The organism is Streptomyces sp. NPDC052301 (assembly GCF_044593395.1).
Classification (GTDB): Bacteria; Actinomycetota; Actinomycetes; order Streptomycetales; family Streptomycetaceae; genus Streptomyces.
In genome coordinates this window covers 363,538-378,823 of sequence record NZ_JBIUBE010000003.1, presented here as the reverse complement: position 1 = coordinate 378,823, position 15,286 = coordinate 363,538, and the positions used below count along the sequence as shown (strand labels likewise).

11 protein-coding genes and 1 pseudogene are annotated in these 15,286 nt (G+C 74.2%); 3 read left to right on the top strand and 9 right to left on the bottom strand.

The features are described 5' to 3' along the window. Window positions 1-107 precede the first annotated feature (107 nt). The 3 genes from ACIHEJ_RS08950 to ACIHEJ_RS08940 all read right to left on the bottom strand — a co-directional run bounded on the left by ACIHEJ_RS08950 (window position 108) and on the right by ACIHEJ_RS08940 (window position 4,147). Entirely contained in the window at window positions 108-581 is a 474-nt protein-coding gene (locus ACIHEJ_RS08950) for an ATP-binding protein (RefSeq protein ID WP_400133384.1), read from the bottom strand. A 307-nt stretch (window positions 582-888) separates the two neighbouring features. Next, window positions 889-2,631, bottom strand: coding sequence for a pyruvate dehydrogenase (locus ACIHEJ_RS08945; protein ID WP_400133382.1), 1,743 nt, complete (start codon window positions 2,629-2,631; stop codon window positions 889-891). Window positions 2,632-2,698: 67 nt separating this feature from the next. After that, complete coding sequence (locus ACIHEJ_RS08940; RefSeq protein WP_400133381.1) at window positions 2,699-4,147, bottom strand: protein phosphatase 2C domain-containing protein; 1,449 nt, start codon at window positions 4,145-4,147, stop codon at window positions 2,699-2,701. A gap of 155 nt (window positions 4,148-4,302) precedes the next feature. Here ACIHEJ_RS08940 and ACIHEJ_RS08935 point away from each other — a divergent pair. Then, window positions 4,303-4,645, top strand: a pseudogene (locus ACIHEJ_RS08935) (helix-turn-helix transcriptional regulator); the annotation flags it as partial. Between the two features lie 55 nt (window positions 4,646-4,700). Here the strand turns inward: ACIHEJ_RS08935 and ACIHEJ_RS08930 are convergent. The 4 genes from ACIHEJ_RS08930 to rsgA all read right to left on the bottom strand — a co-directional run bounded on the left by ACIHEJ_RS08930 (window position 4,701) and on the right by rsgA (window position 9,626). Next, window positions 4,701-5,891 (bottom strand): SGNH/GDSL hydrolase family protein, encoded by a 1,191-nt coding sequence (locus ACIHEJ_RS08930; protein WP_400133379.1) that lies wholly within the window; start codon window positions 5,889-5,891, stop codon window positions 4,701-4,703. Between the two features lie 337 nt (window positions 5,892-6,228). Then, window positions 6,229-7,623 carry a DNA-3-methyladenine glycosylase 2 family protein gene (locus ACIHEJ_RS08925; protein ID WP_400133998.1) on the bottom strand — a complete coding sequence of 465 codons (1,395 nt, stop codon included), beginning with the start codon at window positions 7,621-7,623 and terminating at the stop codon, window positions 6,229-6,231. 98 nt (window positions 7,624-7,721) lie between these two features. Then, window positions 7,722-8,303, bottom strand: coding sequence for a pyrroline-5-carboxylate reductase (locus tag ACIHEJ_RS08920; protein ID WP_400133377.1), 582 nt, complete (start codon window positions 8,301-8,303; stop codon window positions 7,722-7,724). Between the two features lie 228 nt (window positions 8,304-8,531). After that, on the bottom strand, window positions 8,532-9,626 hold the full coding sequence (gene rsgA / locus ACIHEJ_RS08915) for a ribosome small subunit-dependent GTPase A (RefSeq protein ID WP_400133375.1): 1,095 nt from the start codon (window positions 9,624-9,626) through the stop codon (window positions 8,532-8,534). A gap of 385 nt (window positions 9,627-10,011) precedes the next feature. On the opposite strand from rsgA, the gene ACIHEJ_RS08910 reads away from it, so the two are divergent. Both ACIHEJ_RS08910 and ACIHEJ_RS08905 read left to right on the top strand, forming a co-directional pair. After that, on the top strand, window positions 10,012-10,215 hold the full coding sequence (locus ACIHEJ_RS08910) for a cold-shock protein (RefSeq protein ID WP_055710303.1): 204 nt from the start codon (window positions 10,012-10,014) through the stop codon (window positions 10,213-10,215). An 88-nt stretch (window positions 10,216-10,303) separates the two neighbouring features. Next, window positions 10,304-12,046 carry a DEAD/DEAH box helicase gene (locus ACIHEJ_RS08905; protein ID WP_400133372.1) on the top strand — a complete coding sequence of 581 codons (1,743 nt, stop codon included), beginning with the start codon at window positions 10,304-10,306 and terminating at the stop codon, window positions 12,044-12,046. A 79-nt stretch (window positions 12,047-12,125) separates the two neighbouring features. Here the strand turns inward: ACIHEJ_RS08905 and ACIHEJ_RS08900 are convergent, their stop codons facing one another. Both ACIHEJ_RS08900 and ACIHEJ_RS08895 read right to left on the bottom strand, forming a co-directional pair. After that, the gene (locus tag ACIHEJ_RS08900; protein ID WP_400133371.1) at window positions 12,126-13,637 is read right to left on the bottom strand and encodes a cellulose binding domain-containing protein; all 1,512 of its coding nucleotides are present in this window, start codon (window positions 13,635-13,637) and stop codon (window positions 12,126-12,128) included. Between the two features lie 266 nt (window positions 13,638-13,903). Next, window positions 13,904-15,247, bottom strand: a complete 1,344-nt coding sequence (locus ACIHEJ_RS08895; RefSeq protein WP_400133369.1) for a radical SAM protein — start codon at window positions 15,245-15,247, stop codon at window positions 13,904-13,906. Window positions 15,248-15,286: the final 39 nt, after the last annotated feature.

Here is a 15,286-nt window from a genome sequence, read left to right as displayed (position 1 = left end):
CTCACCCCCCTCCCCCCCTGCCTTGGCGCCCCCCCCGGCGCCCCCCCCGGGGGGGGGGGGGGGGGGGGCCCCCCCCCCCCCCCCCCCCCCCCCCCCCCCGTCCGTGTTCACGCGGCCTCGGCGCCCAGCTCGAACCAGACCGACTTGCCGACCCCGTGCGGCCGTACGCCCCAGGCGTCCGCGAGGGACTGCACGAGCACCAGGCCCCGGCCGTGGGTGTCGTCCTCCGCGTCCGGGGCGCGCAGTTCGGGTCTGCGGCCCGTGAAGTCCCGCACCTCCACGCGCAGTCCGCCCGGTTCGACGACGGCGGTGAGGACCGCCTCGTCGTCGGTGTGGAGGAGCGCGTTGGTGACGAGTTCGCTGGCGAGCAGTTCGGCGATCTCCGAGCGGCCCGGCTTGCCCCAGTGCCGCAGCAGTGCGCGCAGTTCCCGGCGCGCCTCGGGCACCGCCCTCAGATCCGCCCGGCCCAGCCTGCGCCGGAGCCGGTGCGCGTGTTCCGTGATGGTGTCGGCCTCTTCCCCCGCCTTCGCCGGGAACGCCCCTATGGTCCCCGGGCCGCCCCCTCGCGCCTGCCTCTTCATGACCCCCGCCCGCACGCCGCCGGTCCCTGCCCCTCCTGGTCGAACACGTTCACGGGGGATGCTTGCCCAGCAGACTCCCGGGCAGTCCTGGCCCCGGCCCGATGACAGGCGGTTCGGCCACGGCCGTACGGTGTCGGGGCCGGCCGCCGGGCCGCGCCGCAACCGCGCCCCGGGCCTCCCGCACACCTCTGGGCGCGCCGGACGTCCCGTCAGGGCAGGGCAGATGCGCCCGGCACCGGCTGTCGGCATGCCGTCACATGCCGTGAAAGTGGCCGAAAACCGATCACCGGGTGAGGCGTCCGGCGGGTCAGGGCCGTGGCACGTTGCGCAGGTTGGTGCGGGCCATCTGGAGCATGCGGCCGACTCCGCCGTCCAGCACGATCTTCGACGCGGACAGGGCGAACCCGGTGACCATCTCGGCGCTGATCTTCGGCGGGATGGACAGGGCCTGGGGATCGGTGACGACGTCCACCAGGGCCGGGCCCTTGTGCCGGAAGGCGTCCTTCAGGGCGCCGGCGAGCTGCTTGGGCTTCTCCACCCGCACCCCGTAGGCGCCGCAGGCCCGCGCGACGGCGGCGAAGTCGGGGTTGTTGTTGGTGGTGCCGTACGAGGGCAGCCCGGCGACCAGCATCTCCAACTCCACCATCCCCAGCGACGAGTTGTCGAACAGGACGACCTTCACGGGGAGGTCGTACTGCACGAGCGTCAGGAAGTCGCCCATCAGCATGGAGAATCCGCCGTCGCCGGACAGGGAGACCACCTGCCGGCGCCGGTCGGTGAACTGGGCTCCGATCGCCATGGGCAGCGCGTTCGCCATGGAGCCGTGCGAGAACGAACCGATGATCCGGCGCCGCCCGTTGGGCGAGATGTACCGCGCCGCCCAGACGTTGCACATGCCCGTGTCGACCGTGAACACGGCGTCGTCGTCGGCGATCTCGTCGACGACCGCGGCCACGTACTCGGGGTGGATCGGGACGTGCTTGTCGACCTTCCTCGTGTACGCCTTGACGACGCCCTCCAGCGCGTCGGCGTGTTTCTTCAGCATCCGGTCGAGGAAACGCCTGTTCGTCTTCTCCTTCACCCGCGGGATCAGACAGCGCAGCGTCTCCCGGACGTCCCCCCAGACGGCGAGGTCCAGCCGGGAACGGCGGCCGAGCACCTCGGGCCGTACGTCGACCTGCGCGATCCGCACGTCGTCGGGCAGGAAGGCGTTGTACGGGAAGTCGGTCCCCAGCAGGATCAGCAGATCGCACTCGTGGGTGGCCTCGTAGGCGGCGCCGTAGCCGAGCAGTCCGCTCATGCCGACGTCGAACTTGTTGTCGTACTGGATGAACTCCTTGCCGCGCAGGGCGTGTCCCACCGGTGACTTGATCTTCTCCGCGAACTCCATCACCTCGGCGTGCGCGCCGGCCGTGCCCGCGCCGCAGAACAGGGTGACCTTCCCGGCCGCGTCGATCATCTCCACCAGGGCGTCGATCTCGGCGTCGCCGGGCCGGACGGTGGGCCGGGAGGTGACGAGGGCGCTCTGCGGGGCCTTCTCCGGAGCCGGTTGGTCGGCGATGTCACCGGGCAGCGCCACCACGCTGACCCCGCTGCGGCCGACCGCGTGCTGGATGGCGGTCTGCAGCAGCCGGGGCATCTGCCGCGGGCTGGAGATCAACTCGCTGTAGTGGCTGCACTCCTGGAACAGCCGGTCCGGGTGGGTCTCCTGGAAGAAGCCGAGCCCGATCTCGCTCGACGGGATGTGCGAGGCGAGCGCGAGCACCGGGGCCATGGAGCGGTGCGCGTCGTACAGGCCGTTGATCAGGTGCAGGTTGCCCGGACCGCAGGAACCGGCGCAGGCCGCCAGCTCCCCGGTGACCTGGGCCTCCGCGCCGGCCGCGAAGGCGGCGGTCTCCTCGTGGCGGACGTGGACCCAGTCGATGGCGGCGTTGCGGCGGACGGCGTCCACGACCGGGTTCAGGCTGTCTCCGACGACGCCGTACAGACGGCGCACCCCGGCGCGGACGAGGATGTCGACGAACTGCTCGGCGACGTTCTGTTTGGCCATGGCTGCCGTCTGCCCCTTCGCTGTCCGGGTACGACCCTGTCGTCCCATCAAGTCACAGGGGCGGCGGTCACGCCTCCCACACGGCCGCCGCCGTACGGTCGTCGGCGTACCCCTTCACCCGCACCTGGGCGTCGGCGAGGAACGCGGCGAGACCGGGCGCGGCACGGCCGGACCAGCGGCGGGCCAGGTAGGCGCAGAGGGCGGGCTCACCGCGCAGCGGCTCGGCCAGGCCCGCGCTGCACATCACCAGCGCATCACCCGGGCGGGCTACCGAGGCGCGGAACCGGAACGGTTCGCGGGGCGGCTCGGCGGGAGGACCCGCCTGCTCGAACGGGCTCGGCGGGGTCGGGATGCCGAGGTCCATGGTGAGCCGGTCGCCCTCCGGGGTCCGCTCCGGCCGTGCGCCGGGGCCGACGGCGGGTGCGCCGGCGGTGCCGGTGGCCGGCGGCCGCGGCTCGATGTCCTGCCACTCGCCGTCCCGCAGCCGGAACAGTCCGCCCTCGCCGACGCCGAAGAACACGCGCGTGCGGCAGTCCGGGTCGGCGGGCAGCAGCAGGCAGCGCAGCCCTGCCGTGTACTCCTCGGGGTCGATGCCCTGCTCGGCGGCGCTCGCGCGGAGTCTGCCGAGGGTGCGGTCGGTCAGCCGGTGCAGCCCCGACTTCAGGTCGCCGCGCCGGCCCGCCCGGACGTCCGCCACGAGCCGCTGGTGGCTGCGGCCGACGGCCCGCCCGATCCACCGGCACGCCTCGGCCGCCGCCAGGTGCGCGCCCGGCGTGCCCCGGGCGCCGGTCGCCGTCGCGACCAGGACCAGCGTCTGCTCCCCCGTGCCGAACCGCGCGGTGAGCAGCGCGTCCCGGCGCGGCTCGCCCCGGTACCGCGCCGAGTCCCCGCGCATCGACACGGCCCGCAGCGTGCACGTCCCGTACCGGGCGCCGTCCAGCACGGTGTCCGCGACGAGCTCGCCCAGCTCGTCCGGGTCGGCGGCCGGGAGCGCGGTGGGCTCGGGGTCGTAGGTGGGGGGCCCGGAGCCGACGTAGTCGAGGGAGGTGGCGGGCGTTCCGGGAGGCTCGGTGGGCGCGGGTGGTCCGGTGGGCGGCGCGGGAGATCCGGTGGGCGCGGCCGGCCGGGCGACCGGCTCCGGCGCTTCCCCCGGGGCGCCCTCCGCAGGCACGGCGAGCGCGGGAGGCTCCGTGACCGCTTCCGGCGGCTCGACGGGTTCCGTTCCTCCGGTCGGCGGGGTACCGGGCGGGGCCGTGGCCGTGCGCTGGGCCGGGACGGACGGCTCCGGAGGTGGCGGTGATCCGCTGTCGTCCGCGCTCTCGCCCCCGGTGACCGGTGCCCCGTCAGGGGGCGGCGGCTGCGCCGGCCGTCCCGCCACCGCGTTGCGCGCCGAGGTGAAGCGGTCGTCCAGGGAATCGGGTGCGGCCGTCGATCCGGTGTCCTCGGCGGAGTCGTCGTACAGCTGCCCCCACCAGTCGTCGTCCCGACGGGCGGGACTTCCCCCCTGCTGGCTCATGCCCCTGATTGTCCACCGCGCGGGCCGCGGGGAAACGGGGCATCGGGAAAATACGGCGCCCGCGCCCGCCTCGAACGGCGCATCGAGTGAACCTCCGAACTGCCGTACGACAGACGGTGGACGGCCGCCGGACGGTCCCCCCCCCAACGGGAGGAACCTCACGGGCGGCGGAACCGGCCGCGCTGGTGGTGCACGCCGACGGTCTGCTGGAGCTGCTGTCCGGGCTGTTCGAGTCGGTGTGGCGGGAGGCGCTGCCACTGCGTCTGGGCGCCGTCGGGGGTGACGGAGGAGCGGCCGGACGGCCCGGACGGCACCGATCTGGAGGTGCTGTCGCTGCTGCTGGCCGGGCTGACCGACGCGAGCGTGGCCAAGCAGCTCGACCTGGGCCTGCGGACCGTGCAGCGCCGGGTGAAACGGCTGATGGAGCTGGCCGGGGTGTCGACCCGGCTGCAACTGGGCTGGCACGCCCGCGAACGCGGCTGGGTGTCCCGCTCGTAGCCGCCCGCCGGCTCGCCCGGACAGTGCTCCACGGCGGTGCCGGCGGGCCGGGCCGTCACCGGTGCGCGGTGAGCGCGGCGCGCACGGTCTCGGCGACGGCGGCCATGCCCGCGTCGTTGAAGTGCAGGTGGTCGCCGGGGTCGTAGGCCGCGCGGATGCGGGTCGGGTCCGCCGGGTCGCGCACGGCGGTGTCCGCGTCGGCGACCGCGTCGAAGGCGCCGCCGGTGCGGATGAAGGCGTTCACCTGACGGCGTACGGCCTCGCCGGCGTCGGTGTGGGCGGGGAAGCCGCCGTACGGGGTGAGGGTGACGCCGACGACCCGGATGCCGCGGGCGTGGGCACGGGCGACGAGTGTGCGGTAGGCGTCGGCGTAGGCGGTGACGTCGTCGGCCACCGGTGTGCCCTTGATGTCGTTGACGCCCTCCCAGACGACGAGCAGCCGGACCCCGGCCCGGTCCAGGGCGTCGGCGTCCAGCCGGGTGAGGGCGCGCGGGCCGACGCCGTCGCGCAGCAGCCGGTTGCCGCCGATGCCCGCGTTGAGCACGCCGAGCCGGTCCCGGCGCAGTCGCTCGGCGAGCCGGTCGGGCCAGCGGTGGTTGGTGTCGGGGGTGGAGCCGTGTCCGTCGGTGAGGGAGTCGCCGAACGCGACGACACTGCCCGCGGCGGTGCCGAGGACGTCGACGCCGGTGACGTAGTACCAGCGGCTGATGGTGGTCGTGTACGCGGTCCCGGCCTCGTCGGCGGCCCGGCCCGCGCCGGCCGGGGCGAGATAGCTGGTCTGCAGGGCGGTCTGGTGGAACGTCGCGGGTCCGTCGTCGTCGGGGGTGTAGACGGTGACGAGGAGGTCGGCGCCCGCGGCCACGGACAGCTGCACCGGGTCGGAGACCATGTCCTCGCCGGGCGGGACGGTGACCGTGGACGCCCCGCCGAAGGTGGCGGTGCGCAGGGTGCCGGGCTCCGCGCCGGGACCGGTGGCCCAGCGCAGGGCGACGGTGACCGCGCCGAGCCGCAGCGGCGTGGTGCCGAGCCGGTTGCTGAGCCGGACCCGCACCGCGGTGCCGCCGACGCTGAGGTGGACGACGTTGCGGACGGCGGCGCCGGGCAGCGCGGGAGTGGTTCCGGACGGGGCGGTCTCCCAGCTGCCGGTCCAGCGCGGCGGGGCCGCCGGTTCGGCGACGGCCACCGTCGTCGTGCCCGGCAGCGCCGCCAGCAGGAGAACCGCGACAACCCGTCCGACCTTGGCCATGTGTGCGTCGCCCTTCCGCGTGGCTCGTCGGAGGCGACCGTGCCACACGGCGGGGCCACGCCCCCGGAACCCCGGAGAGGGTCCACCCGCACGGCCCAACAGGACGCGGACCGGGCCGGCGCACCCCCGGCAGGCCGCGCTCGGCGGTGTCCGTGAAGTCGGGCACCAGGGGCCGGTCGGCGTCCCGCTCACCGAGCGGTCCGGGCAGGTCTCAGCCACCGCATACGCCGGTCCCGGCCCCGGCCCAGGGCCGCCGAGATCATCTCCCGCACAGGGCGCGGACCGCGGATCGGCCGCGCCCCGCCCTCCCGGCCCCGTCCGGGCAGGGGCACCGCCGTCACCCGTCCCACTCCCCGGCCACCCGCAGATGCTGGACGGCGTACGACCGCCACGGCCGCCACGCGTCGGGGACGTCGGCGCCGGGCGGAGCCACGTCCGGGTCGCCGAGGGCACGGACCCGCAGGGCGGCGACGGTCGCCGGGTCGATGCCGGGCAGGGCCAGCAGGGCCTCCTGGGCGTCCTCCCGGTCGGCGCCCGGGTCCAGCGTCAGGGTGCCGTCGGCGACGGCCGCGGCGAGCGCGCCCAGCGGGCCGTGGGGCTCGGCCCCGGCGAGGACGGCGGCCTCCGGGAAGAGATGGGTCAGGCTGCCGCAGGGCGCGTCGAGCGCCTTGCCGTACCGCAGCACCAGCGCCCGGGCTCCCTCCCGGCCGGCCAGGGCGCGTACGGCGGGCTCCAGCGGATCCACGGCCCCCGGGGAGCGCAGCCCGGGCCGGGCGGCGACCAGCGGGGCGAGCCGGGGGTCGGCGCCGAGCCGCTCGTCGACGGCGTACGGATCGGCGTCGAGGTCGAACAGCCGGCGCAGCCGCTGCACGGCGGTGGTCAGGTCCCGGAGGTCGGTGAGGTGCAGCCGGGCGTCGAGCCAGCCGCCCGGGCGGGTACCGGTTCCGGCGCGCGCGGCCCGGGCCGGCTCCTCGACGGCGGCCAGCGCGGTGCCGTACGGCAGCCGCAGGGTGCGCCGGTAGGTACGGCCGCCCGGGGCCCCGGACACCTCTTCGACCCCGGTCACCGCCTCCCGTTCGAGCTGGTCGAAGACGGCGCCGGACTGATAGGGGCCCCGGTGGGCGAGGCGCAGCGGGATGCCCGCGGCGGGCGTGGCCCGGCGGGCGCCCCGGCCCCGGGGGGCGGCGGCCCGCACCTCGGTCGGCGTCGCGTCGTACACCTCACGGATCGTGTCGTTGAACTGCCGCACGCTGGCGAACCCGGACGCGAAGGCGATCTCGGTGATCGGCAGGTCCGTGGTCTGCAGCAGCACCCGCGCGGTGTGCGCCCGCTGGGCCCGGGCGAGCGCGACGGGTCCGGCGCCCAGCTCGGCGGTCAGCTGCCGCTGCACCTGCCGGGAGCTGTAGCCGAGCCGCGCGGCGAGCCCGGCGACGCCCTCGCGGTCCACGACGCCGTCGGTGATCAGACGCATGGCCCGGCCGACGACGTCCGCGCGCACGTTCCACTCCGCCGACCCCGGCACGGCGTCCGGCCGGCACCGCCGGCAGGCCCGGAACCCGGAGCCCTGCGCGGCGGCGGCCGTCGCGAAGAACCGCACGTTGTGCCGTTTCGGCGTCACCGCCGGGCAGCTGGGCCGGCAGTAGATCCCGGTGGTCTCGACGGCGAAGAAGAACGCCCCGTCGAACCGGCCGTCCCGGCTGCGCACGGCCTCGTACCTGGTGTCCTCCTCCATCACGGTTCCAGTGTCGGACGGGGGCCGCGGGCCGGGCCAGCGGAAATCGGACATGGAGCCGGCCCGGGTCACCGGGCCGTCCGCTGCGGTGACGGCGGTCAGGGGGCCTTCCGCAGGTCGCCGAGCAGTGCGTCGAGCGCCCGCTGCAGTGCGTCGGCGTTGGCCGTGTCGAACCAGGTGGTGCGGATGCGTTCGTTGAGCCCCTGCGGTGTCTCGTGGTCGGCCGCGAGCCGGTGCAGGGTGCGGGTGTCGTCGCCCAGGGTGCGCCCGATGCCCTGGAAGAGGCTGCGGACGTAGCGGTCGGCGTCCTGGGCGGGGATGCCCTGCCGGGCGGCCCACTCGGCCAGCGTGGTCAGGTACGGGTAACGGGTGGTGAGCGTGCCCGTCAGCGCGGAGAAGACGTCGAACGCCGCCTCGTCCGCCACGGGGAGCGCCCCGCCCAGCCGGTCGAAGAGGGCGTCCACGACCGGGTGGGAGGGGCAGGTGACGGTGACGGACCGGCGCTCGCGCACGGCGGGCAGCGGGATGGCGCGGACCACGGGGACACCGGTGCCGAGCGTCCGGCGCACCTCGTCGATGCCGACGCCGGCCATGACGTGGACCACGACCTCGGCGCCGTCCACCCGCAGGCCGGCGAGGGCCTCGAAGCGGTCCTGCGGGCGGACGGCGCCGAGCAGCACGTCGGAGCTGGTCCGCCACGCCCTGGTTGTCGGCGCACACCCGCACGGTCGGACGGCGCCGGGACAGCTCGGCGGCGGTGCGGGCCCCGCGGGGCGAGAGGAAGATCTCCGGCGGTTCCCCGGGGCCCGTCGCACAGGCCGTCGACGACGGCGTGGGCGATCTCCCCCACACCGATGATCCCGATGCGCTTCACCATGTCTTCCCTGTCTCCGTCGGTCGACGTCGGTCTACGTCCAGCGTCCGCGCTTGGCCTCCATGGCGGCCCGCCCGTCGGCGCCCTTGCGCTTCCACTCCCGCCGCAGCTCCGCGCGGACCCTCGCATCGGTCTTGGCGACGATCCACTGGTTCTCGCGCATCAGCTTGCGGTAGCTGTCCAGCCGCCGTGCGGGAAGGACGCCGTCCTCCACGGCAAAGCGCACCGCGCAGTCCGGCTCGCTCTCGTGGGCGCAGTCGTGGAAGCGGCACCGCCCGGCCAGTTCCTCGATCTCGGCGAACACCTGCCCGACGCCGCTCTCGGCGTCGTACAGCCCGACGCCCCGCAGCCCGGGGGTGTCGATGAGCACACCGCCGGTGGGCAGGGCGATCAGGTTGCGGGTGGTCGTGGTGTGGCGGCCCTTGCCGTCGACGTCCCGGGCGGCCCGTACGTCCATGACGTCGTCGCCGACGAGGGCGTTGGCCAGGGTGGACTTGCCCGCGCCGGACTGGCCGAGCAGCACGCTCGTCCCGGAGCCGACGAGGGCGGCGAGCACGTCGAGCCCCTCGTCGTGCAGCGCACTGACGGTGAGCACCGGCACCCCGGGCGCCGTCGTCTCGACGTCCTGGACGAGGTGGGCCAGGGTGACCGGGTCCGGTACGAGGTCGGCCTTGGTCAGGACGACGACGGGCTGCGCGCCGGACTCCCAGGCGAGGGCCAGGAAGCGTTCGACGCGGCCGAGGTCGAGTTCGACCGCGAGGGACACGGCGACGACGGCGTGGTCGACGTTGGCGGCCAGGATCTGCCCGTCGGAGCGCTTGGAGGAGGTGGAACGGACGAAGGCGGTGCGCCGCGGCAGATACGCGCGGACGTAGCGGGGGCTGCCGCCGGGTTCGACGGCGACCCAGTCGCCGGTGCACACCACCCGCATCGGGTCGTGCGGGGTGACGAAGGCGGTGTCGGCACGGACGACCCCGCCGGCCGTCATGACGTCGCACTGACCGCGGTCGACCCGGACCACGCGGCCGGGCAGCAGCCCGTCGGCGGTGTAGGGGGCGAACGCGTCGGACCAGGAGTCGTCCCAGCCGTAGGGAGCCAGCGCGGCGAACTCAGCAGAGGTGGAAGTCAAGGGTGACCCTTCACAAGGGTGGCCCCGGCTCCGCGCACGTGTGCGCCGTGAGAAAGGTCAGCCGGGGACCACGGGGGTGGACTGGATGTTCTTCCGGTTGCGGGCAGCGCCCGTCACAGAGACAGCCATCGGTCACACCTCCCGTTCCTCACTCGGTCGTCGGCGGCGGTCAACGGCCGCCGTGCGAAGCGGTTTTCACCCTAGAGGGGCCGCCCGCCCGAGCGCCACCGTTTTATTCGGGCCGCCGAGCTGTGCTAGAGTTCAGGCGTTGCAGTTGTGGTACCCATGAAGCTATGTGCGCCTGACAGGAATGTTTCGCCTGCAGGCGCACGATTTGTTTTCCGGCATCTCCGGATGGGGCCTCTGCCTACAGAAGGAGAAAGTCATGGCACAGGGAACCGTGAAGTGGTTCAACTCTGAAAAGGGTTTCGGCTTCATCGCGCAGGACGGCGGCGGCCCCGACGTCTTCGCCCACTACTCGAACATCGCGACCCAGGGCTTCCGTGAGCTCCAGGAGGGCCAGCGGGTCTCCTTCGACGTCACGCAGGGCCAGAAGGGCCCGCAGGCGGAGAACATCCTCCCCGCCTGATCGCCGGACGCGTATCCACTCACCGGGGTCCGCACCGTCACGGTGCGGACCTCGGTTTGTGCTGTTTTCCAGGAAGGCAGATCACTGCATGTCCCGCAGGCCCCAGAAGTCGAACCGGCGTGCCTCGTCGCCCTCACCGTCCGCGTCACCGTCCGCTTCGTCACCTCGCGAATTCCGGCTGCCGGAAAGCACGACACCCGCACTTCCCTCCGTCGAGGACTTCGCCGATCTGGACATGCCCGCGGGGCTGCTGAAGACCCTCGCCGCGCAAGGCGTCACCACGCCCTTCCCCATCCAGGCCGCCACGCTGCCCAACTCGCTCGCCGGCCGGGACCTGCTGGGACGGGGACGCACCGGCTCCGGCAAGACCCTCGCGTTCGGGCTCGCGCTGCTGGCCCGCACGGCCGGGCTGCGCGCGGAGCCCAAGGCGCCCCTCGCCCTCGTGCTGGTGCCCACCCGTGAGCTCGCCCAGCAGGTGACGGACGCGCTGACCCCCTACGCGACGGCGGTGAACCTCCGGCTGGCCACCGTGGTCGGCGGACTGTCCATCACCAAGCAGGCCGGGGCGATCCGGCGCGGCGCCGAGGTGCTCGTGGCGACCCCCGGCAGGCTCAACGACCTCGTGGAACGCGGGGACTGCGTGCTCGACGACGTTCGCATCACGGTGCTGGACGAAGCCGACCAGATGACCGACATGGGCTTCCTGCCGCAGATCACCAAGCTGATCCAGCGCGTACGGCCCGACGGACAGCGCATGCTCTTCTCGGCCACCCTGGACCGCAACATCGACCGCCTGGTGCAGCGGTTCCTGACGGACCCCGTGGTGCACTCCGTGGACCCGTCCGCGGGAGCGGTGACCACCATGGAGCACCACGTGCTCCATGTCCTGGACGAGACCGACAAGAAGGCGGTGACCACCCGCATCGCCGCCCGTGACGGCCGGGTCATCCTCTTCCTCGACACCAAGAGGTCCGCCGACCGGCTCGCCAAGCGGCTCCTGGCCGTCGGTGTCCGCGCCGCGGCACTGCACGGAGGCCGCTCCCAGCCGCAGCGCAACCGCACCCTGGAACAGTTCAAGAACGGCCAGGTCACCGCGCTGGTGGCGACGAACGTCGCGGCCCGGGGCATACACGTCGACGACCTCGACCTCGTCGTCAACGTCGATCCCCCCACCGACCACAAGGACTATGTCCACCGGGGCGGCCGCACGGCCCGCGCCGGCGGCTCCGGCAGCGTGGTCACACTGGTCCTGCCCGACCAGAAGCGGGACGTCACCCGGCTCATGTCGGACGCGGGCATCCGCCCCCGCACGGCCCGCATCACGTCGAGCGACCCGGAACTGACCGACCTCACCGGCGCCCGCGAGCCTTCCGGCGTGCCCGTCACCATCGAGGTCCCCCAGCCGGCGACGCCGACGTCGTCCGACCCGGACCGGAAGGCCGGCGCCAAGCCCGGCAGGCGGTCCGGGCGCCGACGCCGGAACGGCGGCGGGCCCGCGGCGGCGGCAGATGCAGCCGCCCAGGCGGGGAGCCGGGGCTCCGAACGCCGGGCCGCCGCCGGAGCGACAGCGTCCGGTTCCGCCTCCGCGGGCGGCGGGCGCGGTTCCGCCCGCCGGGCGGGAGCCGCCGGGGCCTCGGGTGGCGCCGCGGCCGCGGCCGGCCGCGGTTCCGACCGCCGGGCCGCCTCCGCTACGGCGAACGGCGCCGCATCCGACAAGAACTCCCGCGGATCCCGTCGGCGAGGGACGTCCGGCGGAACCACAGGCGGCGCCGCCGCCGGCGGAGGCCGTACCTCCGACCGCCGGGGCGGCCGCCGCACCTCGGCCACCTAGGGGCTGTCCGGCAGCCACCTGGAGGGCCGTCGGGCCGCCTTCGCCCTGCCGATCGCCTCGCGCAGGTCCGGGCGGGGGCTCAGTTCGCCGTGCAGGGCGCCCCGTTGAGCGTGAAGTCGTACGGCGCACGGTTCCTGCCCTGCCAGGAGGCGATGAAGCCGAAGGACAGGGTGCCGTGTGCGGCGACGGTGCTGTCGTAGTCGGCGGCGGTGGCGGTGACGCGTGAGCCGTTCTGGTGGGCGGTGGCGTCCCACATCTGGCCGACCTGCTGGCCGTCGCGGAAGGACCAGGACAGGCGCCAGCCGGTGAGGGGCCCCTCGCTGGTGGCGGTGACGGTGGCCTGGAAGCCGTCGGGCCACTGGTTCACCAGGTGGTAGGTGACGTGACAGGTGGGCTCGTCGGTGTCTGTGGGGCCGTCCGGGCCGCCGGGGTGCGCGGCGGTGGAGGTGCTGCCCTGCGGCTCGGGATCGGGGCGCTCGCGACCGGCCTCCGTCGTCCGGGCGGTGCCCGGGGTCCGGGCGGTTCCTGTCTTCGGGACGGGGGCGGACGGGGTGGCCCAGGGTGAGGGCGTCACGGCCGGGGCGGTCGTGGCGGTGCCCGGCACGCCGGGGTCGGCGACCGGCCGGCTGTCGTCGCGGGCGGCGGCGGTGTCGCCGCCGGAGCCGCCGAACGGCATCAGCGACACGCCGAGCGCCAGCGCCGACAGCAGTACGGCGGCGGCGAGCAGGCCGTGTCGCAGGGCGTTGCCGCGGCCCGCGCCCTCCTCGGGCTCGGCGGTGGCGGGGTCGGTGGCCCCCGGGCGGCCCGCTCCGAGCCGGACCTCGGCGGCGCGGCGGCGGCGTTCCAGATAGGCGAGGCCGCCCCAGCCGATCACCCCGCCCGCCAGTGCGGCGGGCAGTCCGCCACCGTGCAGGCGCAGACAGGCGCCTGCCTCGGCGCACCGCGCACAGGTCGCGAGGTGCCGCGAGAGGTCGTCGGGGGTGTCGGCGGCGGGCGAGCGGGTGACCGCGTCCAGCAGGCGGGCGTAGGAGCGGCACTGCGCGTCCATCGGGCTGTCGAGGTGGGCGCGGTGACAGCGGTCCCGGAACAGGGTGCGGACCTGGTCGAGTTCGTCGCCGACGGTCGCCGGGTCCAGGCCGAGCCGGCGGGCGACGGTGCGCAGGGGCAGCGCCTCCACCTCGGCCAGCCACAGCAGTGAGGCGTCGGCCTCCTGCAGGTCCCGCAGGCCGCGCAGCGCGACCGGCCGCTGCAGCGGCGGTCCGGAAAAGCGGGCGGCCTGGCCGGAGTTCAGCCACAGCCGGAGGTCCGCATCGAGCCGGTGTCCCTGCCCACCGGCCTCCCAGCCGGCGGCGGTGTCGCGTACGGCGGTGAGCAGCGCCGGGACGGCCGGCAGCCGTACCGTGCGGCGGCCGGCGCCGCGCACCGGGGCGGCCCGCAGCTCGCGCATGCCGAGCGTGAACGCCTCGGTCGCCAGCTGATGGGCCGTCAGGGAACCGGCGGTGCACAGGTCCGCGTACGAGAGCACCGCGTCCCAGCACTCCGAGAACAGCTCGGACTCGGCGGCGTCCTGGGGGGTCGGCAGGTCGGGCATGGGTCTCCTGCATCCACGAGCGAGGTCAACTCACCATAGGGAGAAGGGAGTTGTATGAAACCTCGCGGCAGGACACCGAGCCTTTCACGTCGCCGACACAACTGACAAGCGCCCTGTTCACATCCGGTCACCGAACGTGTCGGGGCGGATGCGTGCCGCGGTGGATCCCCCGACTCCGCACGGGGATACGGACGCGGGGGCGGTCCGTCTCACCGCCCCCGCCGGCCCGGCGCGCGGAGCCGGTGCGCGGAGCCGGGTGCGCGGGCTCAGACCTCGGCCGGTTCGTCCGCGGGTTCGCCCGCCGGTTCACCGGCGGGGAGGCTGTCCATGAAGGAGCTGACGGAGAAGACCGCGCGGCCGGGTCCGGGCGGGCCGTAGCCGGGCGGGGAGGAGAGGCCGAAGTCGTCCATGGTGGCGCGGTAGGCCTCGAGCAGCCGGATGTGGTACTCCAGCGGCGCCCCTTGCGGGTTGGCCTTGCCCAGCGGGGTGGTGGGCTCGGGGCACCAGGTGGTGAAGCGGGGCGTGATGCCGTGCGACATGAAGAAGCGCAGCCCCTCGGTGGTGGAGGCGATGGCCTCGTCCACGGTGGTGAAGCCGAACGGCTCCGCCATCTCCACCCCGGCCACGAAGTTCGGGATCACGTTGCGCGCGCCGAAGACGTCGGCGGAGTCCAGGATCCGCTTGTGCCACTCGTCCCGGCCGACGTAGCGCTCCTTGCCGGGGCAGTACAGCTCGAACAGCCGCCGGTCCCACACCTCGAAGTTGGGGTGGTAGATCTGCACGCCGTAGTCCTTGAACCGCTGCACGTCCGCCTTGGGCAGCGCCTGCGCCACGACCTTGCCGATCCAGCGGCCCGGGAAGCGCTCCTCGATGGCCTTGGCGTAGTGCCCGTAGAAGTCGGCCTCGTCCCGCCCGGCGACCGTCTTCGTGATCGCTCCGCCGGTCAGCGTGTACGCGGTGGACGCCTTCTGGGTGTCGTACCGGTCGATGATCTCCAGGGCCTCGAGGACCTCCTCGACGTCCTTGACCCCTGTGTACGGCCGGCCGGCGGCCTTGTGCTGGCGCCAGTTGTGGTTGATGTCGCAGTACTGGCACTCCTCCTTGGCGCCGAAGTACTGGCAGACCCGGAAGACGGTCAGGTAGATCAGGTAGCCCCACTGGATGGTCGGGGCCACCTCCATCACGGACTTCCCGTTGGAGAGGGTGTGCCGGTAGTACTCCGGCATGGGCGGCACACCGACGTCGGCGATGCGCCTGCCGTCCAGGTAGAGGCCGAGCTGCCCCTCCTCGTCGGCGGCGACCCGGTACGGCGAGGCGGGGTTCACCCGCACGGAGACCACCGTACGGCGCAGGTCGTACGGGCCGCCCGTGAGGATGATCTCCTCCGGGGGCCGGCGCAGTGCGGCCTCGCCCAGCTCGGGCAGGGTGCCGTGGTCGAAGGAGAAGATGAAGTACGACTTCGGCTTGACGTCGCCGTCCTCGTTGTCACTGAGGGCGGATTGGTCGAAGGCGACACCGCCACGGAGCAGGTCCTCCTTGAAAACGGCCTCCCGTGGCACATGCGGGAACCGCTCCATCAGATCCTCGACCAGCGCGGTGCGACTGCCCATCCGTCTTTCTCCTCCCGGCTCAGGCGTTCGCCTCTCACC

Excerpts from the sequence above, each read along its gene's own strand:
- ACIHEJ_RS08950 (WP_400133384.1), bottom strand. The coding sequence starts at position 581 with ATGAAGAGGCAGGCGCGAGGGGGCGGCCCGGGGACCATAGGGGCGTTC.
- ACIHEJ_RS08945 (WP_400133382.1), bottom strand. The coding sequence starts at position 2,631 with ATGGCCAAACAGAACGTCGCCGAGCAGTTCGTCGACATCCTCGTCCGC.
- ACIHEJ_RS08940 (WP_400133381.1), bottom strand. The coding sequence starts at position 4,147 with ATGAGCCAGCAGGGGGGAAGTCCCGCCCGTCGGGACGACGACTGGTGG.
- ACIHEJ_RS08930 (WP_400133379.1), bottom strand. The coding sequence starts at position 5,891 with ATGGCCAAGGTCGGACGGGTTGTCGCGGTTCTCCTGCTGGCGGCGCTG.
- ACIHEJ_RS08925 (WP_400133998.1), bottom strand. The coding sequence starts at position 7,623 with ATGGAGGAGGACACCAGGTACGAGGCCGTGCGCAGCCGGGACGGCCGG.
- ACIHEJ_RS08910 (WP_055710303.1), top strand. The coding sequence starts at position 10,012 with ATGGCACAGGGAACCGTGAAGTGGTTCAACTCTGAAAAGGGTTTCGGC.
- ACIHEJ_RS08905 (WP_400133372.1), top strand. The coding sequence starts at position 10,304 with ATGTCCCGCAGGCCCCAGAAGTCGAACCGGCGTGCCTCGTCGCCCTCA.
- ACIHEJ_RS08900 (WP_400133371.1), bottom strand. The coding sequence starts at position 13,637 with ATGCCCGACCTGCCGACCCCCCAGGACGCCGCCGAGTCCGAGCTGTTC.
- ACIHEJ_RS08895 (WP_400133369.1), bottom strand. The coding sequence starts at position 15,247 with ATGGGCAGTCGCACCGCGCTGGTCGAGGATCTGATGGAGCGGTTCCCG.